General features: G+C 68.7%; 17 protein-coding genes. 12 read left to right on the forward strand and 5 right to left on the reverse strand.

What is annotated here, in order from left to right:
• The 5 genes from AC1D1S_RS10310 to AC1D1S_RS10330 all read left to right on the forward strand — a co-directional run.
• Positions 1-1,600 (forward strand): molybdopterin oxidoreductase family protein (locus AC1D1S_RS10310; RefSeq protein ID WP_476994377.1); only part of this gene is annotated, 1,600 nt, incomplete at its 5' end.
• On the forward strand, positions 1,597-3,156 hold the full coding sequence (locus AC1D1S_RS10315) for an FAD-dependent oxidoreductase (protein WP_243179685.1): 1,560 nt from the start codon (positions 1,597-1,599) through the stop codon (positions 3,154-3,156). The genes AC1D1S_RS10310 and AC1D1S_RS10315, both read left to right, overlap by 4 nt.
• Before the next feature lie 887 nt (positions 3,157-4,043).
• Complete coding sequence (locus tag AC1D1S_RS10320) at positions 4,044-4,529, forward strand: hypothetical protein (RefSeq protein ID WP_243179694.1); 486 nt, start codon at positions 4,044-4,046, stop codon at positions 4,527-4,529.
• Between the two features lie 183 nt (positions 4,530-4,712).
• The gene (locus AC1D1S_RS10325) at positions 4,713-5,351 is read left to right on the forward strand and encodes a hypothetical protein (protein WP_243179697.1); all 639 of its coding nucleotides are present in this window, start codon (positions 4,713-4,715) and stop codon (positions 5,349-5,351) included.
• A 76-nt stretch (positions 5,352-5,427) separates the two neighbouring features.
• Complete coding sequence (locus tag AC1D1S_RS10330; protein ID WP_243179699.1) at positions 5,428-6,120, forward strand: hypothetical protein; 693 nt, start codon at positions 5,428-5,430, stop codon at positions 6,118-6,120.
• A 16-nt stretch (positions 6,121-6,136) separates the two neighbouring features.
• Here the strand turns inward: AC1D1S_RS10330 and AC1D1S_RS10335 are convergent, their stop codons facing one another.
• Entirely contained in the window at positions 6,137-6,682 is a 546-nt protein-coding gene (locus AC1D1S_RS10335; protein ID WP_243179708.1) for a flavodoxin domain-containing protein, read from the reverse strand.
• A gap of 188 nt (positions 6,683-6,870) precedes the next feature.
• Between AC1D1S_RS10335 and AC1D1S_RS10340 the strand changes: the two genes are divergently transcribed.
• Positions 6,871-8,328, forward strand: coding sequence for a benzaldehyde dehydrogenase (locus AC1D1S_RS10340; RefSeq protein WP_243179709.1), 1,458 nt, complete (start codon positions 6,871-6,873; stop codon positions 8,326-8,328).
• Between the two features lie 28 nt (positions 8,329-8,356).
• Here AC1D1S_RS10340 and AC1D1S_RS10345 read toward each other — a convergent pair whose 3' ends face one another.
• Together AC1D1S_RS10345 and AC1D1S_RS10350 are read right to left on the reverse strand one after the other, a co-directional pair.
• Positions 8,357-9,049 carry a hypothetical protein gene (locus AC1D1S_RS10345; protein ID WP_243179712.1) on the reverse strand — a complete coding sequence of 231 codons (693 nt, stop codon included), beginning with the start codon at positions 9,047-9,049 and terminating at the stop codon, positions 8,357-8,359.
• A gap of 34 nt (positions 9,050-9,083) precedes the next feature.
• Positions 9,084-10,499 carry an NAD(P)H-quinone dehydrogenase gene (locus tag AC1D1S_RS10350; RefSeq protein ID WP_243179722.1) on the reverse strand — a complete coding sequence of 472 codons (1,416 nt, stop codon included), beginning with the start codon at positions 10,497-10,499 and terminating at the stop codon, positions 9,084-9,086.
• Positions 10,500-10,607: 108 nt separating this feature from the next.
• Between AC1D1S_RS10350 and AC1D1S_RS10355 the strand changes: the two genes are divergently transcribed.
• Positions 10,608-11,426 (forward strand): purine-nucleoside phosphorylase, encoded by an 819-nt coding sequence (locus AC1D1S_RS10355; protein ID WP_476994378.1) that lies wholly within the window; start codon positions 10,608-10,610, stop codon positions 11,424-11,426.
• Positions 11,427-11,477: 51 nt separating this feature from the next.
• Here the strand turns inward: AC1D1S_RS10355 and AC1D1S_RS10360 are convergent, their stop codons facing one another.
• On the reverse strand, positions 11,478-11,957 hold the full coding sequence (locus AC1D1S_RS10360; RefSeq protein WP_028278356.1) for an RrF2 family transcriptional regulator: 480 nt from the start codon (positions 11,955-11,957) through the stop codon (positions 11,478-11,480).
• A gap of 127 nt (positions 11,958-12,084) precedes the next feature.
• On the opposite strand from AC1D1S_RS10360, the gene AC1D1S_RS10365 reads away from it, so the two are divergent.
• A complete protein-coding gene (locus AC1D1S_RS10365) occupies positions 12,085-13,824 on the forward strand; it encodes a phospho-sugar mutase (protein ID WP_476994379.1) in 1,740 nt (579 codons plus the stop codon).
• Here the strand turns inward: AC1D1S_RS10365 and nirD are convergent.
• Positions 13,821-14,201: a nitrite reductase small subunit NirD gene (gene nirD, locus AC1D1S_RS10370; RefSeq protein ID WP_476994380.1), complete on the reverse strand. Its 381-nt coding sequence runs from the start codon at positions 14,199-14,201 to the stop codon at positions 13,821-13,823. The genes AC1D1S_RS10365 and nirD overlap by 4 nt on opposite strands.
• A gap of 256 nt (positions 14,202-14,457) precedes the next feature.
• Between nirD and nirB the strand changes: the two genes are divergently transcribed.
• The 4 genes from nirB to AC1D1S_RS10390 all read left to right on the forward strand — a co-directional run.
• Positions 14,458-17,151 (forward strand): nitrite reductase large subunit NirB, encoded by a 2,694-nt coding sequence (nirB, locus tag AC1D1S_RS10375; protein ID WP_476994381.1) that lies wholly within the window; start codon positions 14,458-14,460, stop codon positions 17,149-17,151.
• A gap of 2 nt (positions 17,152-17,153) precedes the next feature.
• A complete protein-coding gene (gene cobA, locus AC1D1S_RS10380) occupies positions 17,154-18,188 on the forward strand; it encodes a uroporphyrinogen-III C-methyltransferase (protein WP_243179733.1) in 1,035 nt (344 codons plus the stop codon).
• Positions 18,189-18,196: 8 nt separating this feature from the next.
• A complete protein-coding gene (locus AC1D1S_RS10385; protein ID WP_476945620.1) occupies positions 18,197-19,435 on the forward strand; it encodes a uroporphyrinogen-III synthase in 1,239 nt (412 codons plus the stop codon).
• Positions 19,436-19,619: 184 nt separating this feature from the next.
• The coding region (locus AC1D1S_RS10390) for an FAD-dependent oxidoreductase (RefSeq protein ID WP_476994382.1) at positions 19,620-20,169 on the forward strand (550 nt) is incomplete at its 3' end.

Genomic DNA, 20,169 nt, shown 5'->3' on the forward strand with positions numbered 1-20,169 from the left:
CACCTCCGACGGCGGCGGGCTGCACCTGCAGCCGCTGCCCGGCACCGACCTCGCCCTGCTCCTGGGTATCTCCCACGCGGTGATCCACGAGGGCCTCGCGGACGCGGGATACATCGCGGACCGGACCACGGGTTATGACGCCGCGGTCCGCAGCGTCGCCAGCTTCTGGCCCGAACGGGTCCAGTCGATCACCGGCGTCCCCGCCGGGCTGATCCGTGAAACCGCCCGGCGGCTGGCCGACGGCGCCGGCAAGGGCGGCAGCTACATCCTCACCGGCCGCGGCGTCGAACAGCACGTGGACGGCACTGACACCGCCACGGCCGCCATTAACCTCTCCCTCCTGCTGGGCCTGCCGGGCTCCGCGCGCAGCGGCTACGGCACGCTCACCGGCCAGGGCAACGGCCAGGGCGGCCGCGAACACGGCCAGAAGGCGGACCAGCTCCCCGGCTACCGGAAGATCACCGATCCCGCCGCCCGCGCCCACATGGCCAGGGTCTGGGGCGTGCCCGAACCCCTGATTCCCGGCCCCGGCCTTCCCGCCGTCGAACTCCTCAAGTCGCTGGGACAGCCCGACGGCGTCCGGTGCCTCTTCGTGCACGGCGCCAACGTGGCGGTGTCCGCCCCGGACGCGAATGCCGTGATCGCGGGCCTGCGCAGCCTGGAATTCCTGGTGGTGTGCGACTTCTTCCTCTCCGAGACCGCCGCCGAGGCGGACCTGGTCCTGCCGGTGACCCAGTGGGCCGAGGAGGAAGGAACCCTCACCAACCTCGAGGGCCGCGTGCTCCGCCGCCGCCGGGCCCTCACTCCCCCGCCCGGTGTCCGCAGCGAGCTGTGGATCATGACCCGGCTGGCCGAAATGCTGCACGCGCCCTCCACCTTCAGCGAGGATCCGGAAACGGTGTTCGAGGAGCTCCGGCTCGCGTCCTCCGGCGGYCTGGCCGACTACTCCGGGATCGACTACGCCATGCTGGACCGTGGCGAGGCCGCCTACTGGCCCTACCCCGCCGGGAGCGCGGGCACGCCGCGGCTCTTCCTGGACGCCTTTGCCCATGCGGGCGGCCGGGCCGTGTTCACGCCGGTGACGCCCCGACGTCGTTCTTCTTCTGCGGGCTTCGCGTCCGCGGCGGACCGCCGGGTGGACCAGCGGGCCGACCGAGCCGGCGACGATCGTCCCGGCACGCCGATGACCCTCATTACCGGCCGCCTGATGGAGCACTACCAGTCCGGCGCGCAGACCCGCCGGGTGGCCGCCCTGGCCGAAGCCCAACCGGAGGCGCGGCTCCAGCTCCACCCCGCCGCGGCTGCCGCCCAGGGCATCGCCGACGGCGACTACGTCTCGATTTCCAACGAACGCGGCGTGGTCAGCTGCCGTGCCGAGCTGAGCACGGATATCCGCCCGGAGACGGTGTTCCTGCCGTTCCACTTCCCGGAGCTCGAGAGCGCCAACCGGCTCACGGAGGCGGCCACGGACCCCATTTCCGGGATGCCCGAGTTCAAGACCAGCAAGGTGTGGATCAGCCCGGCAGCTTCCCCGGATGCCCTGGCCGGCAAGCACAGCGGCGTTTCGGCCCGCGTTCTTCAAGCAGAGGAGACCTCATGACTGAGCGGATTGTGGTGGTGGGCTTCGGGCCCGTCGCCGCGAGGCTGATCGACGAGCTGCTGCCGGCCGTGCGCAGCGGCATCGCACACCTGACCGTCGTCGGCGAAGAGTCGGAGGCGGCGTACAACCGCGTGCTGGTGGCGGATCTTGGCGTCGGCCGGACGACGCCGGCTGCTCTGGCCCTCGCGGACGCGGCGGCACTGGTGGCCGACGGCGTCGATGTCCGGCTGGGCGTCCGCGTCCGCCGCGTGGACCGCGCCCGGCAGCGGGTCTTGTTGAGCGACGGCACCTCCCCCGGTTACGAGCGGCTCGTCTTCGCCACCGGTTCACGGCCGGTCATCCCGAACCTGACCGGGCTCAACCCGGACCCGGCCGCGCCGGTGCTGCCGCCGGGCGTGACCGCCCTGCGCGATCTTCGCGACGCGTCCGTGCTGCATTCTGCCGTGGCGGGCGGAAAGCGCGTCGTGGTCCTGGGCGGCGGTGTGCTGGGCCTGGAGACGGCCCTCGCCGCGGCCGAGGAAGGCGCCACGGTGACCGTGGTGCACAATGGCCCGCATCCTTTGGGCCGGAACATCGACCGCGGCGGCGGCGCCGTGCTCGCGGCGTCCCTGCGGAACTGCGGCGTGCGGGTGGCCGGCAACGCCCGCTCGGTCGGCGTCGAACACAACGCGCCCGACGGCGGCTTCTCCGCCTTGTTGCTGGATGACGGCTCCGCGATCGACGGCGACCTCCTGGTCCTCTCCTGTGGTGTCCGGCCGCGGACCGAACTTGCGGAGGGCTGCGGGCTCTCCACCGGTGCCGGGATCCTGGTGGACCACAAGCTCCGCGCCCACCACGAGCCCCACATCTTCGCGATCGGCGACTGCGCCGAGGTCCGCTGCCCGGACCCCGAGTGCGTTCAGTGCCGGACTGCGAGGGGTCCCTCCGGGCTGGTCGGCCCGGGCTGGCGGCAGGCCGAATGGCTCGCCGACTATCTGACCCTCCTGGCGTCCGGGGCTCCTGCCGAGGCGGAAGCCTTGCCGGCACTTCCGGCGGAACTCCCGGGCGTGATCGTGCTCAAGGCCCGCGGCATGAACCTGGCCGTCGCCGGGGATGTGTCCGCGGACCCGTGGGACGAGGACGCCTTGAGCGCCGGGGCCGTGAACGGCCGGGCCCGGCTGCAGATCGCCCAGTGGGCCGATCCCGAGCACGGCCGCTACGTCAAGATGACCACCCGCGCCGGCGTGCTGGAAGGCCTCGTGGCCGTGGGCATGCCGCGCACCTCGGCCGAGCTGGTGCAGCTCTTCGAACGCGGCGCGGAACTGCCGGCCGACCGGTCGCTGCTGCTGCGCCTGGACGGGCCGGACCAGGTCGCTTCCCCAGGTGCCGCCGACCCCGCCCGGACGGTCTGCCGGTGCGCCGGTGTCAGCGGCACGGCCATTGCCACTGCCGTGTCCGAGGGCTGCGGAACGGTGCCCGAGGTATCGGCGTCCACCCGCGCCGGCACGGGCTGCGGCGGCTGCCACGAGGACATCAAGGGCATCATCGAGGCCCACTTTCAGGGGGCGGCTGCCTGAGTACTAACCCGCTGGGTTATCGAAGTTCCTCTGCCACTGGGCATGCTCGAGGCCCGCTTCCAACCGGCGGTCCGCAGTCCACCTAGGCAGATATTCGAGCGCTGGTATCTCGCGGGCAGGCTTGGAGCTGTGCGTGGGCTCAGGCCGGGTCTGCACAGGCTTGGGTCTGGGGCGGGTCTGGACCTGCTTGGCCACAGGCCGGGTCTGGACGGGCTTCCGGGGGTAGCTCGACCGTGTGTCGGCTGTGTGGTGCCTCTTCCAGGCCACAAGCGCCCAGATGAAGAGTCCTGTCAGGGTGAGTTGCCAATAAGTGACCAGTATCCCGATGACGACCAAGATTAGAAATAGGGCGGGGATCCACATGGCGACATTATGCCTTTGCTTGACGCCAGGAGGTAGAGGCCTTACTCCCGTGGTTTAAGCACGGCGGCGCGCAAGGAAGACCCGCGCACCCGAAGAGAACTCCAAGCTGGACCGGCCATCATCCAAAAGAGCCCCGACCAACCGTGAGGGCTCTGGCCAACTCCGCTCCGCTAAGGCTAAGCGGCCTTTCCAAACCACACAGGAATGAACACATACCGGGAAGCCCCGACATCCTTCGGACGCAGCTCACTGCGTGACCCAGACGCGCCACGGGTTCGGCCTTGCCGCTGGTTCTTCTAAGGCCAGTTCGCTTGATGCAGTTCGTTCTCGCCCGATCCTGCGGGAGCCCTGGTGCTGCCAGCCGGGCTGGCCTATCTCCGCAGATAAGTAGCGGACACCTCATAGGCGCGTAGTCGATACCTGCGTTGGAGCCGGAGGGCTGCGGTAGCATGCAAGGGCTTTGCAGTCAGGGACTCGTCCCGTATGTCTGGGGGGACTTTTGCAAGCTACAAAGGAGGACCTTAATGAAACGCTGGCTCGCACCCATCACCATCGCAGTCGCCGCCGCACTCTCCGCAAGTGCCGGCCCGGCTGTTGCCGCCGCCACTCCCGTTCCGGTGGACCAAACACCTTTCACGATCGCCTGTCCGACGTTCGATCTCCAGGCTCAGCTCTCGGGCAAGGCAGGGACTGTCGTCCTGCCGGGAGACCGGGTCGCCTTAACCGGCCCCAATTTGAGGATTACCCTCACGGGGCCCGCTCCTGCTCTGAAAACGGTGACCTACGTCATTACCGGGGTGACCCACGTTACGACCCTGCAGGACGGCAGCTTTGACGTCACCGCCACAGGGAGGAACACCATTATCGTTCCAGACGCGAACGGGCACCCCGCGGGGCTGTTCCTCACTACGGGCACCATGCACTGGACGCTCAATCCTGACTTCAGCGAAAGGACGTTGTTCTCCGGAAAGGGCACCGTAACCGACGTCTGCAGCTTGCTGGCGCCGTAACCCCCGACAACACAGGGCGCCCCCGGCAGTTGCCGGGGGCGCTTTTGCCTTCAAATCGGCCAGTCCGGAGTTCAGGGCACTTAGCAACTCCAACCGCCCCGAAGCGGGCCTTTCTCCCCTTGGCACGTCCGAGGGGTGGGGATGCAATGAACGTAGGTTCCGTTCATCCGCAGGAGGCATCCCATGAACGTCCCGGTCATTTTGGCGCTCGGCGCGATCATTGTGTTCGCGGTCGTGATGGGTGTTGTCATGTCCCGTGAAAAGGATCCGCAACGGCGGGCCGCCGCGCTGACGCGCACCGGCGCGGCCGTCATGGCGGCGTTCACCGTCATCGGGGGAATCTTCATCGGCGGCTTCGCGATGCAGGACCCGGGCGGAACAACCGGAACGCTGATCACGCTCGCCTGGGTGGTGCCGATGCTCATCCTCGCGGTCTCGGCCTGGTTCTGGCCGGCGGCAACCGCTCCCCTGCTGCTCGCGCTCGCCTCGGCCTTCATTGCTGCGTGCGTGTGGCTCGCCTTCGACCCCGCCGCCCTGAGCGCCTTCCTCAACGACAACGGCCCCCTCATCGCCGTCAGCGTTCTCGCGCTGGCGTTCCCGGCCGCAATCCTTGGCCTGAAAGTTACCGCACTGGCCGGCTGGCTGTTGGTGGGCTTGGGGGTGTTGCCGCTGTTGATCACGATCATCGGAAGGTCGGGTGCGGTCGGATCGCTGATCGCCGCCAGCTTGGTTCCCCTGGCCTGCGGGATCGCCTATCTGCTGTCCGTCCGAATGGCGAGGGCGGGTTCGACGTCGGGAACCATCCACCCGGCGGCTGCCTAAGGCTGCCGCACCGCCGCCAAACCCGGCCGCGTAACGCAAATCGGGCCGCGGGCAAACGGCGGGTAGCATCGGGGCCATGAGCGCCGACGACGACGACATCACCGAAGAACTGCTGGCCGACGCCGGGAAGCTGACAGGGTTGAGCCTGGAACTGCTTGGGCTCGACCCCCACCCGGACGACATGACGGCCGAGCAACGGCTCCAGTTTGATCCCGAAGACCTGGCCGAGATGGCCGACGTTTCTCCGGTTGACCGTCACAAAGCCGTGGGCCAGACCCGCCTGCTGGCCGGACTCCTGTGGAACTCGTCCAGCATTCTGATCGACCAGTTGTTCCGCGATCTCGGAACGCTCAGCACGCTGGATGTTCTCACGCCGGCCGACATTGCCGGGACCTCGGTCCTGTCCTCGCTGCCGCCACAGTTCGCCGCCAGCTACGACGCGAAGTTCACCCAGAAGTTCATCGTGGTCGCGGCCGACGTCACCGCGTCGCTGGTCCGGGGCTGGACCGCCCCCGGCTGCCTTGCAGCGGAACTAGCCGTCCGCTGCCTGCTCGATCAGGCGGAAATCACCGAGGACATCTACGAACTGGACCTTCCGGAGGACTGGCGGGCCGACGTCGAGGAAGTCCTGTTGGAGGATGCCGACAGTGACGCGCTGTACTCCGACAACCTTGACGTCCTCGAGGACGACGCCGCAAGTCTGGATTTCGAGCAGTGGTTCAAACCCTTCACCCCTGGCGACACGGTTCCGCCGTACGCCTACTCCTGAGCTCTACGACTGAGCCCTACGGCTGGGCCGGCGGCTCGGCGAACCGGGCCAGGAAGTCCTCCGTGAAGCGCCGGACTCCGTCCCACTCGGTGTACACGTAGTCACGGGATGTGTCCGTGTCGAGGGATCCTTTGTCCTTGGCGATCTTCTTCATGACGTGCTTCTTGATGAACCCGTAGTGGGTATAGAGCAGGGCGCCGGCGAACAGTCCGACGTGCGCGGGCCGCCACCCCGTGTCCTGCTCGAACTTCTCCACGTAGCCCTCCGCAGTCTGCTCGTCCCCCTGCGCGGCCATGCTCACTGAGACGAGGGCGGAAGGCAAACGCTCGAGCTCACCGCGGTTCTTCTTCACGAAGTCCGTGACGTACCCCTCGTGCTTTCCCACGTGCACCGAGGCCGCCACGATCACGCCGTCGTAGCCGCCCGGAAGGGTATCTCCGGAAAGTTTGAGGTCCGCCGTCTCTGCTTCGTGCCCGAGCGCCCGGATCACGTCGCCGATGTAATCCGCGATTTTTGCTGTTTGTCCTTCAACGGTTCCGTAGGGGACATAGATTTTGGCCATGTGCCAAGTTGACCTCGCCCGGCTGTGACGCACTACGGCCGAAGGTCCCGCGGGCGGCAACGCACGGCCCTCTTGACGCCCGCACTCTTGACGGCGGCGGCCTACCGACATGAGATGGACGAAGGCCCGGTCCGGTTCTGATTCGACCGGCCGGTACACAAGTAGAACCCTCGATGAAAGGACGCAACATGTCCCTGCTCGACTCCGCCCTCTGGGACGGCAGGATCTACCTCAGCGGCTGGCGGCCCGGGCGCGGCGGGACCGGTGACGCCGTCGAACCGGCCACTGGAGAAACGCTGGGCCGCTATGGCGTGGCCTCCGTGGAGGATGTCCGCGAAGCCGCCGCGGTGGCCGCGAAAGCGCAGAAGGACTGGGCCGCCCGCAACCCGGAAGACCGCGCCGCCGTGCTCCGCCGCGCGGGACAACTCTGGGAGGAACACTCGGCGGAAATCCAGGCCTGGATCGTCCGCGAATCCGGCGGCATCCCGCCCAAAGCGGGGCTGGAAACCCACATCGCGGCCAACGAATGCCACGACGCCTCCGCCCTGCCCTCACTCCCGGCTGGCGACGTGCTGACCTCAAACGAGAGCCGCTGGTCCTTCGCCCGGCGCCGGCCCGTCGGCGTCGTTTCGGTGATTGCACCCTTCAACTTCCCGCTGATCCTCTCCATCCGCGCAGTCGCCCCGGCGCTGGCCCTTGGCAACGCCGTCCTGCTCAAACCGGACCCGCGCACTGCGGTCTGTGGTGGCGTCACCTTGGTCCGGGTGTTCGAGGAGGCGGGTCTTCCGCCCGGCCTGCTCTCCCTGCTGCCCGGCGGCGCCGAGATCGGCTCGGCCGTCGTAGAGGCACCGGAGGTCAGCGTCATCGCCTTCACGGGGTCGACGGCGGCAGGGCGCAAAGTGGGCGAGGCGGCCGGCCGGCTGCTCAAGCGTGCCCACCTGGAACTCGGTGGGAACAACGCATTGATCGTGCTGCCCGGCGTCGACCTCCCCAAAGCTGTCTCCGCCGCCGCGTTTGGCTCCTTCATGCACCAGGGTCAGATCTGCATGGCGTCCGGCCGGCATATCGTGCACGAGGACATCTACGAGGACTACGTCAGCTCCCTGGCGGAAAAGGCCCGCCATCTACCGGTAGGCGACCCGAAGAGCGGAACAGTGGCGCTGGGCCCGGTGATCGACGAGAAGCAGCTCCACCGGGTGGACACGATCGTTCAGGACGCGGTGCAGGGCGGCGCGCGCCTGGCCGCCGGCGGCAGCCATGACGGCCGGTTCTACCAGCCCACCGTGCTCGCCGACCTCGACCTCGCCAGCCCGGCGTGGAAGGACGAGATCTTCGGCCCCGTCGCCCCGGTGATGAAGTTCTCCACCGTGGACGAGGCCGTTGCCCTGGCCAACGACAATGAATACGGGCTTTCGATAGGAATCCTCGGCGACGTCGGGATGGCCATGACGATCGCCGACCGGCTCGACTCCGGAAAGATCCATATCAACGAACAGACGGTGTCCGACGAGGCCAACTCGCCCTTTGGCGGGGTCAAGAACTCGGGCAACGGCTCGCGGATCGGCGGCCATCACGCCAACATCGAATCCTTCACGGAAATCCAGTGGCTGACCGTGCGGCCGGACATCGCGCCGTACCCGTTTTAGGCCGGGTAAATGCGGGAGTTCCCCGTACTTAGGGCTCGAACAAGACCGAACCGGTCATGAAGATGCCGCGCTGCGGGACCCAGAATTCCCCGAGCCGGTCCTGGACCGGCAATGCCGACGTCTGTCCCAGGCTGTGCCCCTGCAGCTGCGCTTTGCTTTCGCGGACAAACCACATCTGACGCGGACGCGCCAAGAACGTTTGGCCGTTGGGCGCCGCGCCCGTCAGCCCGAGGTGCCCCGCCCCCAGCACCGGGCCGGCAACGGCCCCCATGGCGCGCAGGAACGTCCGGCTGCGCCACAGCCGCTCCGGAACGGCGCCGGACACCGCGGACATAAGCCGGGTCACCGGCGTCGCCGCCAGCGTCAAATCCCAGCTCAGGTCCACGCCGGCTCCGACTTCCACGCTAAAGGAATAGCCGTCACGCCACCGGATGGAAACCCGGCTAGTGGACGCCGAGCCGATGGCGCTGCCGAAGTAGCGGGGGCAGGAGGTCCCGGGGTCGGTGGTGCTGTGAATCGCCCAGACGCCGGCAGGGTCGCGGATCCAGACCGAAATGTAGCCCGGGCCGACGGACGATGCCGGAAAATGCCGAAAGGCCAGGACGTAGCCGGAGCTGAACGGAACGCCCATGACGGCGTAGCCGGCAAAGCGTTCCTCTGGACCGGGAGGCAGCGCGCAGTTCTGTTCCATCGGCTCAACAAGCGAGCGGGGACTCTGCATGGCTCCGGCCTCCGGTTTTGCTACATGTGAACTGTTACATGTGGACGTGGAGCCGCCGGGCCGCTTCCGAGATGGAGCCGCTCAGGGACGGGTAAACGGTGAAGGTGCTGGCGACGTCGTCGACGTGCAGCTTCTGCGTCACGGCGATCGAGATCGCGAAGATGAGCTCGGAGGCGTTCGGGCCCACCACCACCCCGCCAATCACGGTGCCGGAGCCCTTGCGGGCGAAGATCTTGATGAAACCGTCGCGGTGGTTGCGCATTTTGGCGCGCGCGTTGCTGCGCAGGGACAGTTTGATGACGTCGGCCTGGTACTTGCCCGAATCAATCTCGGCCTCGGAGACGCCCACGTTCGCAATCTCGGGCGAGGTGAAGATGTTGGACGCCACCTGGTGCAGCTTAAGGGGCATGACACTGTCGCCCAGGAAGTGCGCGATCGCGATCCGGCCCTGCATCGCGGCGACGGAGGCGAGCGCCAGCACGCCGGTGCAGTCGCCCGCGGCGTAGATGTTCGGCGCAGTGGTGCGCGAGACGCCGTCGACCTTGATGTGGCCGCTCTCGGTCAGCGCGACGCCGGCTTCCTCCAGGCCGATGCCGGCCGTGTTGGGGATGGAGCCGACGCAGACCAGGCAGTGGCTGCCGGTCACCTTCGAACCGTCGCCGAGGGTGACCACGACGCCGTCGTCCGTGCGCTCGACCGTCTCGGCGCGGGCGCGGGAGAGGACCTTGAGCCCGCGGCGTTCGAAGACGCCCTCGAGGACCTCGGCGGCGTCGGTGTCCGAGCCCGGCAGCACGCGGTCGCGGCTGGAAATCAGGGTGACCTTGGAACCCAGGCCGTTGTAGGCCGAGGCGAACTCTGCGCCCGTGACGCCGGAACCCACCACGATCAGCTCTTCGGGGAGCACGTCCATGTTGTAGATCTGGGCCCAGTTGAGGATGCGCTCACCGTCCGGGCGGGCCGTGGGCAGCTCGCGCGGGTGGGCGCCGACCGCCAGCAGGATGGTGTCTGCCTCCACCGTCTCGGTGCCGTTGGCGGTGAGGACCTCGATGGTGTGGTTGTCCAGCAGCCTGCCGGAGCCGATCAGGATGCGGACGTTCTGGTGTTCCAGCCCGACTTGGATGTCCTCCGACTGCTTCCGCGCCAGCCGCAGCAGGCGGTCGTTGATGTGCTTGAGGTCCGCGCGCATCGTAGGGGTGCAGTCGCCGCCGTCGAGGTCGAATTTAACCCCGAGCTCGCCGGCCTCGCCGACGCGGGTCATCAGATCTGCCGTCGCGATCAGGGTTTTGGACGGTACGACGTCGGTCAGCACCGCCGAGCCGCCGAGGCCCGCACGCTCGATAATGGTGACCTGCGCCCCCAGCGAGGCGGCGACCATGGCGGCCTCGTAGCCGCCAGGCCCTCCGCCGAGAATTGCGATGCGGGGTGAGCTGAAGTCAGGATGCGTAGTCACAATCAACCATTGTCCACCATCTGAACCGGAGCCACCAAGAATCCGGGCCGCGCGCGGGTCCGGCCGTGCATGCTGGGCAGCGGGCCCCGGCCGCGATAACTTGTACCGGTGAGTACAACAGAATTCCTGAACACGGACCCTTTCGACGCCGCCCGCKCCGCCGCCGACTACATCGCCGCAGAGACGGGCGTCGACTCCCATGACGTCGCGCTGGTCCTCGGTTCGGGCTGGGGCGACGCCGCCGAGCTCATCGGCGAGACCACCGCCACCTTGTCCGCCGCCGAAATCCCCGGCTTCTCCGCACCGTCCGTGGTGGGGCACGTGGGGACCATCCGCTCGGTCCTGACCAAAGAGGGCAAGCGGGCCCTGGTCCTGGGCGCACGCACGCACTACTACGAGGGCAAGGGCGTCCGCGCCGTGGTGCACGGCGTGCGCACCGCCGCCGCGGCCGGCTGTAAGACCCTCGTGCTGACCAACGGCTGCGGCGGGCTCAACGAGAACTGGACGCCCGGCACGCCGGTGCTCATCAGCGACCACATCAACCTCACCGCCACTTCTCCGCTGGAAGGGGCAACGTTCGTGGACCTGACGGACCTGTACTCCTCCCGGATCCGCGGGCTGGCCCGCGAGGTGGACCCGTCGCTGGACGAGGGCGTCTACGCCCAGTTCACCGGCCCGCACTATGAGACGCCCGCCGAGGTGCAGTACGCCAAGCGGATCGGCGCCGACCTGGTGGGCATGTCCACGGCGCTTGAGGCGATCGCCGGCCGTCACGCCGGCATGGAGGTCTTCGGCATCTCGCTGGTGACCAACCTCGCCGCCGGGATCAGCCCCGTGCCGCTCAGCCACGGGGAAGTCCTTGAGGCCGGCGAGGCCGCCGGCCCGCGGATTTCCAAGCTGCTGGCAGACATCATCGCCAAGCTCTGATCCTGGTTCTGGGCTAGGCCCCGCAACAGGTCCTGGGCCACCCGGCTGCGGTTATTCCGCAGCCAGGTAGTCCAGGACCTTTGCCTTGTCCGCCGGGAACCGCCGCTCCATCGAGTCCGCGATCCCGGCGATGCTCTGGCGCGCCAGGGCCTGCCGCCAGGCGAGTTCGGCCTGGCGCATGGTCTGGGAAATCAGGCACGTCCGCGCGAAGTTCTCCTGCCGGTCCGGTTCCGGAACATTTCCGAGGATCGCCTCGCATCGGAACGCCGGGTCCTGGCCCTCGAGCGCCAGCACGATGTCCAGCACGGTGATGTTCTCGGGCCGGCGCGCCAAGAGAAAGCCGCCGCGGGGACCCGACACCGAGTCCAGGACGCCGGCCCGGACCAGCGACTGAAACTGCTTGTTGAGATAGGCCGCCGGGAGTTTGTAGAACTCCGCCAGCCGGGCGCTGTTCACCGGCTCACCGGGCGGTGTCCATGCCATGTTGACGCAACTGTGCACGGCCCACTCGACACCACGGCCCATCTTCATATTCCAGACGTTACGTGTCCGGAAATTTGGGTGTCAAGGTCCCGCGAAAAGCCTCGAGATGGAACTGAAACCCGAACTCTCGATTGTCTGGCCAGGAATCGCCCACGATTGGCGATAGTTTGGTTCCATGACGTCTTCTGATGCCGAACTCGCCCGCCTCCTGAGCGATGCCCGCGATTGGGCAAGCCAGGACCCGGACCCCGCCACCGCCGCCGCCCTCTCCGAACTGGTCCGCCTCACCGACGGGGGCGTCGCCGCGGCCCGCCAGGAACTGGCCGACAGCTTCAGCGGCACCCTGCAGTTCGGCACCGCTGGACTGCGGGCAGCCCTCGGCCCGGGTCCGAACCGGATGAACCGCGTGGTGGTCCGCCGCGCCGCCGCCGGCTTCACCGCCTTCCTCACCAACGCGGTCGGGCAAGCCTCCCCCGGCACCCGGCCGCGCGCCGTCGTCGGTTATGACGCCCGTTACAACTCCGACATTTTCGCCGAGGAAACCGCGGCGATCCTCACCGCGGCGGGGGTTGACACCTTCCTGATGCCGTCCGCGCTGCCCACCCCGCTGCTCGCCTACGCGGTGCGGGCGCTGGACTGCGACGGCGGCGTCATGGTTACCGCCAGCCACAACCCGCCGCAGGACAACGGCTACAAGGTGTACCTCGGCCGTCACGCGGTGGAGGAAAGCGGCCGCGGCGCCCAGATCGTGGCACCCTACGACGCCCTGATAGCGGCGAAGATCGACGCCGTCGGCGCCCTGGACTCCATCGTCCTGGCCGCGGACGGGTGGACCGTGCTGGAGCCCTCGATCGCCGCCGACTACCAGCGCGCCGTCGCGGCCCTGGCAGTCCCTGAGCACTTCCCAGCCCGCGGGCTCAAGATCGTCCTGACCCCCATGCACGGGGTGGGTGGGGAAACGGCCGTGGCGGTGCTGAACGCCGCCGGATTCGACGACGTCACGCTCGTCACCGAACAGGCGCAGCCGGATCCGGACTTCCCCACGGTGAACTTCCCGAACCCGGAGGAGCCCGGGGCGCTGGATCTTGCCCTCGAGGCGGCGACGCGCGAGGACGCCGACATAGTGATCGCCAACGATCCCGACGCCGACCGGGCAGCGGTGGCGGCGAAGGATCCTGATACCGGCGCGTGGCGCATGCTGCGCGGCGACGAGGTAGGCGCATTGCTCGGTGCCCACGTCGTGGCGCGGCAGGCCGCCAGTGGCGAAGCACCGGCCGGCGTGTTCGCCAACTCGATCGTGTCCTCCCGGCTGCTGGCGCGGATCGCGGCCGCGGCAGGTTACGCGCACGAGGAAACCCTGACCGGTTTCAAGTGGATTGCCCGGGTGCCGGGGCTGGTCTTCGGCTACGAGGAGGCGCTGGGCTACTGTGTTGCTCCGTCGCTGGTGCGCGACAAGGACGGCATTTCGGCCGCGGTCCTCATTGCCGAACTCGCGGCGGCCGCAAAGGCCGAGGGCAAGACGATCTTTGACACCCTGGACGAGCTGTACCTGGTGCACGGGCTGCACGCGAGCGACCAGCTCAGCATCCGGGTGGCGGACCTCGGCCTGCTGGACGCGATGATGAACCGGCTGCGCGTGAACCCGCCGGAATCGTTCGGCGGCTCCGGCGTCGAGGCCGTCAAGGACCTTGCCGAGGGCAGCGAACTCCTCCCGCCCACCGAGGGCCTGCTGTACCTGACCCGGGACCTCAGCCGTGTGATCATCCGTCCCAGCGGCACGGAACCGAAGCTCAAGTGCTACCTGGAAGTCATCCGCAGTKTCGGCTCGGCCGCCGAGCTTCCGGCAGCCCGGGACGAGGCCCGCACGGCCCTGGACGGCGTCCTTGCGGACGTCCGCGAGGCACTGGGCCTCTAGAGCTGCACCTCAATGTACCCGCCCACAATCCGGGTACCGAAGGTGGCGAGGCGGAGTTCCGKGCTGCCGAGGCATTCTCCCGTGCCGAGGTCGTAGACCTCCTTGTGCAACGGCGATGCCACCGTGGGCCGGTCCCCGCGGGATCCGGTGATGCCGCGTGCCATGACGTTCGCCCCGGTGGCCGGGTCCTCCTGCGCGACGGCGAAAACCTCACCGGACAGGGTGCGGAACACGGCCACCTGGCGGCCCGCAATCAGTGCCGCCTCGCCCCAGGCGGGTTCCAGGTCCGCCACGGCGCACACCCGGTGCCAGCCGGCTGCGGCTCCAGTAATTTGGTCCTCAACGTCGTGTACGGCGGTTTCAAGTACGGCGGTCATCCCGGCCCCTCTCTGATACATCCCTTACGGGCTCAACCGCTGCTGCGGCCACATATTCAAGCTAGGCGCGCGGTGTTTCATCCGGACGCTCCGGATGTGTCCGGCGCGTAAAAGAGAGCTCACACGGCGGGAAATGCATTCGTGATGCAGAAGTTAAGATCACGAAACATAAGGGAAACTGAAGCGAAATTCCGGTTGCCTAGTCTGGGACGACAAGCTGCAGAGCACCGTCTGCGGCCCATGCGAAAGGCCCACCGTGACCGGACACCCCTCAAGCCACCCGAACCAGGGCGCAACCAGCGCCGCCCCGCGCCGTATTGTGGTGGCTGGCGGCGGCCCCGCAGCGCACCGTTTCGCCGATGCCATGCACGCCCGCGGACTCGATGGCTGGCACGTTACCGTCCTCACCGAGGAAGCCCACCTCCCCTATGACCGCGTCGCGCTGAGCAAGGCACTCACCGACAGCGACGTCGACCTCACCCTGGGCAGCGCTTCCATGTGGGACCACACGGCCCTGAGCCTCAAGACCGGCGAGCGCGTCACCAGCATCGACGCGGCCGGCAAGACCGTCCAGACCGCGGCGGGAACCGTCTATCCGTATGACGAGCTGGTGGTCGCGACGGGCTCGGACGCTGCCCGCCTGCCCATCCCGGGCGCCGAACTCACCCATGTGTACCGCACCCTTGAGGACGTCTGGTCCATCAACAAGGCCATCGCGGACCTCACCGCGAAGCTGGGCCGGAAGGTCAACGCGGTCACCATCGGCGGCGGTCTGCTGGGCCTGGAATCAGCCGCCGGCACCGAACAGCTCGGCGCCACCCCGATCGTCATCAACGGCTCGCCGTGGCTCATGAACACCCAGCTGGACGAGGGTGCCGGGCAGGCCCTCGGCCGGCTGATCGAGGCCAAGGGCTTCACTGTCCACGGCGGGGTGTTCCCCTCCGAGGTCCTCTCCGACGACGACGGCCAGGTCACCGGCGTCCTCATGGCCGACGGCCGGATCATCGACGCCGACATCGTGATCGTCGCGATCGGCGTGCGGCCCCGCGACGAGCTGTTCCGGGCCGCAGAGGGCGCACCGCAGCAGTTCCAGCTCGGCCAGCGCGGCGGCGTCGTCATCTCCGACGACTGCTCCACGGAGGTTCCCGGCATCTGGGCGATCGGCGAGGTCGCCAACTTCGGCGGCATGTGCCTGGGCCTCGTGGCCCCGGCCAACACGATGGCCGAAATCGTCGCGGACCGGCTGCACGGCGGCGACGCGACCTTCCCCGGCTTCGACACCGCCACCAAGCTCAAGCTCTCCGGCGTCGACGTCGCCAGCTTCGGTGACGCCTTCGCCCGCACCGAACACGCGCTCGAGATCGTCTACGCCGACCCCGCCCGCGGCGTCTACCAGAAGATCGTCACCACCGACGATGCCAAGACCCTGCTCGGCGGCATCTTCGTCGGCGACGCCTCGCCCTACACCTCCCTGCGCCCCATGCTGGGCCGCGAACTGGCCGCCGAACCCGGCGCCTACCTCACCGCGRCCGGCGGCGGCGACGCGGGGGACGAAGTCTTGGAGATCCAACTGCCGGATGACGCCATCCTGTGTTCCTGCAACAACGTCTCGGCCGGAACCATCCGTGACACCGTCAACGGCTGCGGGGCCTGCGACGGCAACGCGCCGGTCCGGGAACTCGGCGAGCTCAAGGGCTGCACCCGCGCCGGCACCAGCTGCGGTTCCTGCGTGCCGATGCTCAAGAAGCTGCTCGAAACCGAACTGACCAAGTCCGGCGTCGAGGTCTCCAAGGCCCTGTGCGAACACATCGAGCTCTCCCGCCAGGAACTCTTCGACGCCATCCGGGTCCTGGAGCTGACCTCCTTCGAGGAGATCATGGCCAAATACGGCACCGGCGCCGGCTGCGACATCTGCAAGCCGACCATCGCCAACATCCTCGCCAGCCAGAACAGCGCCTACGTCCTGGACGCCGGCCGCGGCACCCTGCAGGACACCAACGACCGCGCCCTGGCCAACATGCAAAAGGACGGCACCTACTCGGTGGTCCCGCGGATCGCCGGCGGCGAGATCACCCCGAAGAAACTCGGTGTGATCGCCGCTGTCGCCGAGCAGTACGGCCTCTACACCAAGATCACCGGCGGGCAGCGGATCGACATGTTCGGCGCCCGGCTGGAGCAGCTGCCCGAAATCTGGAAGGTCCTGGTCGATGCCGGCTTCGAATCCGGCCAGGCCTACGGCAAGAGCCTGCGCACGGTGAAGTCCTGCGTCGGCTCCACCTGGTGCCGCTTCGGGGTCCAGGATTCGGTGGCCATGGCCATCGCGCTCGAGTTGCGCTACCGCGGCCTCCGCAGCCCGCACAAGCTGAAGATGGGCGTCTCCGGCTGCGCCCGCGAATGTGCGGAGGCCCGGGGCAAGGACGTCGGCGTGATCGCCACCGCCGACGGCTGGAACCTGTACGTCGGCGGCAACGGCGGCGCCACCCCGGCGCACGCCCAACTGCTGGCCAAGGACCTCGACGACGAAACCCTGATCAGGTACATCGACCGCTACTTCATGTACTACATCCGCACGGCYGACCGGCTGCAGCGCACCGCGCGCTGGCAGGAAGAGCTCGACGGCGGCATTAAGCACGTCGAGGACGTGGTGGTGCACGACACCCTGGGCATTGCCGCGGACCTCGAAGCCGCCATGGCCAAGCACGTTGACACCTACGTCGACGAATGGGCCGACACCCTGAAGGATCCCGAGCGCCTCCGCCGCTTCCGCTCCTTCGTCAACGCCCCGGACCAGAAAGACGATTCGATCACCTTCGTCTCCGACGAGCGCGGCCAGATGCGCCCCGCGACAGCGGAGGAGAAGGCGCGGGCCGGGCAGCAGCCGGTCCTGATCGGGGCTTCCATTCCGGTCCGATCCACCACCCCGGGACTGCCTGACGAGAACGAGGTATAGCCATGCAGCTCACCATTGACCTCACCGGACGCGAAGTCCTGGTCACGGGCGCGGACCACGCCGCCCGTCAGGCCGTACGGCGCTATGAGGCGGCCGGCGCCGTCGTGTTCCGCCTCAGCACCCCGCAGGGCGCCGGCATTGACGGCCCGCTGCCCGAGCGCCCGTTCCTGGTGGCGGCGGTCGACGACGGCCAGCCGGGCTGGGAGGCCCTCCTGGGCCGGTGCCGTGCCACCGGCATCCCGGTCGCGGCCGAGCCCCCGGCCGGCCCGGCGGGCCACGTCACGTTAGTCGGCGGCGGACCCGGGACCACCGAGCTGCTCACGGTCGCCGCCGTCGCCGCGCTGCGCGATGCCGACGTCGTCTTCTACGACCGGCTCGCCCCGTACCAGGACCTGCCGTCCCTGACCTCGGCAGAGCTCGTGGATGTGGGCAAGAAGCCCGGCCACCACAAGGTCAGCCAGGCCGACATCGAAAAGCTCATGGTGGAAAGCGCGCTGGCCGGCAACAACGTGGTCCGCCTCAAGGGCGGGGACCCCTATGTGTTTGGCCGCGGCGGCGAGGAAGTCGCGTCCTGCGTCGCGGCCGGGGTTCCGGTCCGCGTCATCTCCGGCGTCACCAGCGCCATCTCGGTTCCGGCCGCCGCCGGCATCCCGGTCACGCACCGCGACGTCAGCCACATGTTCACCGTGGTCTCCGGCCATGCCCCGCTGACCGAGAACGAACTGACGCACCTCGCCGGGCTCGGCGGAACCATTGTGGTCCTGATGGGCATCGGCACCCTGCACCACCTCGCGGCCGGACTCCGCCGGGCCGGAATGCGGGCCGACATGCCGATGGCGGTCGTCGAACGCGGCTACCGCCCCGGCCAGCGCACCACGATCGCCGAGCTGGGCACCATCACCTCCGCAGCCGCGGGCTGCAGCAACCCCGCCGTCCTGGTGATCGGGGACGTTGTCCGGGTGGCCGAAGCCAACCGGGGCTGTGCCGGTGCCACGGCAGAGCTCGACCGTCTTGCTGCATCACTGATGGAGGCGTAAGGATTCCCATGAGCGCATTGAACGCCGTCGCCGCAGCCCTCCCGGAGCCCGGCGCACCACTGTCCCCCTTGAACCCCGCCCTAGCCTCCGCACTGACCGTCGGCGGCCCCGCCGGCTCATCCGCGCCGGAACCCGCCGAGGACGCGACCGACCGGGACCTTCCCCTGGACGGCTTCCGGATCGGCGTCACCTCGCACCGCCGTTCGCAGGACCTTATTGAGGCCCTGGAACGCCGCGGTGCCGAGGTGCTTCACGCCCCGGCACTGAAAATCGCCCCGGTCCGGGAGGACCAGAGCCTGATCGAGGACACCCGGGCGATCATCGCCGCCCGGCCCGATCTTTGCATCGCGACCACCGCCTACGGCATGCGCCGCTGGTGCGAGGCCGCGGACACGTTTGGCATTGGCGACCAGCTGCTGGAGACCCTCTCCGCGACCCGGATGTTCGTCCGCGGGCCCAAAGCCCGCGGCGCCGTGCGCGCCGCCGGGCTCGCCGACGTCGGAATCAGCAGCGACGAAACCACGTCCACGCTCGTGGACATGCTCCTGGCCGAGGGTGTGCGCGGCAAGACAGTCGCGGTGCAGCTGCACGGCTACACCGATGTCCGCCAGCTCGAGCGCCTGCGCATGTCCGGGGCCGCCGTCCTGACGGTCACCCCGTACCGCTGGGTCAAGCCCGACGGCGCCGACCGGCTGCCCAAGCTGATCGAAGCCGCGTGCAGCGGCAACCTCGATGTCCTGACGTTCACCAGCGCGCCCGCCGTGGACGCCATGTGGAGCACGGCGCACGAGATGGGCGTCTACAAACAGCTCGTGGAGAGCCTGAAGACCACTGTGGCGACCGCCGTCGTCGGGCCCATCACCGCGCAGCCGCTGCTCGATGCCGGGCTGCACCCGCTGATCCCGGAACGGTTCCGGATGGGCGCCCTGATCCGGCTGGTCTGCGAGCACCTGGCACTCAACCACGTCCGCCGGCTCGACACCGTTTCCGGCAGGGTGGAGTTGCGCGGCCGCTCGCTGCGCATCAACGGCGAGCCGGTCGAGATGGCGCCCGCACCGCTGTTGCTGCTGCGCGCGCTCATCGGCGCCGGCGGGGCTGTGCTCTCCCGCGAGGCGCTCTCGGACCTGCTGGAGCTGCGCGGTTCCGTGCATGCCCTGGACATGACAGTCAGCCGGCTGCGGTCCGCGCTGCCGGACACCCGGCTGGTGGAAACCGTGGTGAAACGCGGCTACCGGATCAGGGTCTAACCCAACGCGGGGTGCCGGCCTTCGAGACGGTGTGACCCACGGCATTACCGGCCGGTAAATACTGGCGAACGGGCAGGGCAGAAGCGGCAACACCCGGGAAACACCCCGGAAAAATCGGACGCCTACGCTGGGGGTCATCAAGCACACCGGCCACACGATGGCCACCCAGCGAAAGGGCCAGCACATGTCCGCTCCGGCAATGTCTCCCATCTCCACTTCCTCCCTGACAGGCGCTTCGGCTGCCGCCACCACGGCCGCCCGGCCCAGGATCGTCATCGCCGGCGCCGGCCGGGCCGCCCAGGCGCTCGTCCGGCAGCTCACCCGGACCCCGTTCGCCGGCGCCATCACCGTCCTCAGCAACCGGGACGACGCCCCCGAGGAATTGCTGGAGCTCGCCGTCCTGCCCCAGGTATCCGTCCGCTTCGGCCAGCCGGCCAGCTATATCGACGCGGAAAACCGCCGCGTGACCACCGCCGACGGCATGGAGTTCGACTACGACGAGCTCGTCATCGCCACCGGTTCCGCCCCCGCCGAGGCACCGGTGGAAGGTGCCGCCCGCTGCCTGAGCTATTCCACGATCGACGACGCCGCSGGGCTGGGCGAGGCCGTCAAGGACGTCACCCGGGTCCTGGGCCGCCGCCCCCTCGGCATCCTGGTCGGCACGGGTTCGGCCGCCGGCCAGGCCGAGGCCGTGCTCCGGTCCCGCGGCGTCCGCCCGGTCCGCACGACCGTGC

Source organism: Arthrobacter sp. P1_A5, assembly GCF_056406825.1.

Bases quoted from the DNA above. Each gene is read 5' to 3' on its own strand.
- AC1D1S_RS10360 (WP_028278356.1), bottom strand. From the start codon at position 11,957: ATGAAGATGGGCCGTGGTGTCGAGTGGGCCGTGCACAGTTGCGTCAAC.
- AC1D1S_RS10320 (WP_243179694.1), top strand. From the start codon at position 4,044: ATGAAACGCTGGCTCGCACCCATCACCATCGCAGTCGCCGCCGCACTC.
- AC1D1S_RS10340 (WP_243179709.1), top strand. From the start codon at position 6,871: ATGTCCCTGCTCGACTCCGCCCTCTGGGACGGCAGGATCTACCTCAGC.
- AC1D1S_RS10325 (WP_243179697.1), top strand. From the start codon at position 4,713: ATGAACGTCCCGGTCATTTTGGCGCTCGGCGCGATCATTGTGTTCGCG.
- AC1D1S_RS10335 (WP_243179708.1), bottom strand. From the start codon at position 6,682: ATGGCCAAAATCTATGTCCCCTACGGAACCGTTGAAGGACAAACAGCA.
- AC1D1S_RS10385 (WP_476945620.1), top strand. From the start codon at position 18,197: ATGAGCGCATTGAACGCCGTCGCCGCAGCCCTCCCGGAGCCCGGCGCA.
- AC1D1S_RS10315 (WP_243179685.1), top strand. From the start codon at position 1,597: ATGACTGAGCGGATTGTGGTGGTGGGCTTCGGGCCCGTCGCCGCGAGG.
- AC1D1S_RS10330 (WP_243179699.1), top strand. From the start codon at position 5,428: ATGAGCGCCGACGACGACGACATCACCGAAGAACTGCTGGCCGACGCC.
- AC1D1S_RS10345 (WP_243179712.1), bottom strand. From the start codon at position 9,049: ATGCAGAGTCCCCGCTCGCTTGTTGAGCCGATGGAACAGAACTGCGCG.
- cobA (WP_243179733.1), top strand. From the start codon at position 17,154: ATGCAGCTCACCATTGACCTCACCGGACGCGAAGTCCTGGTCACGGGC.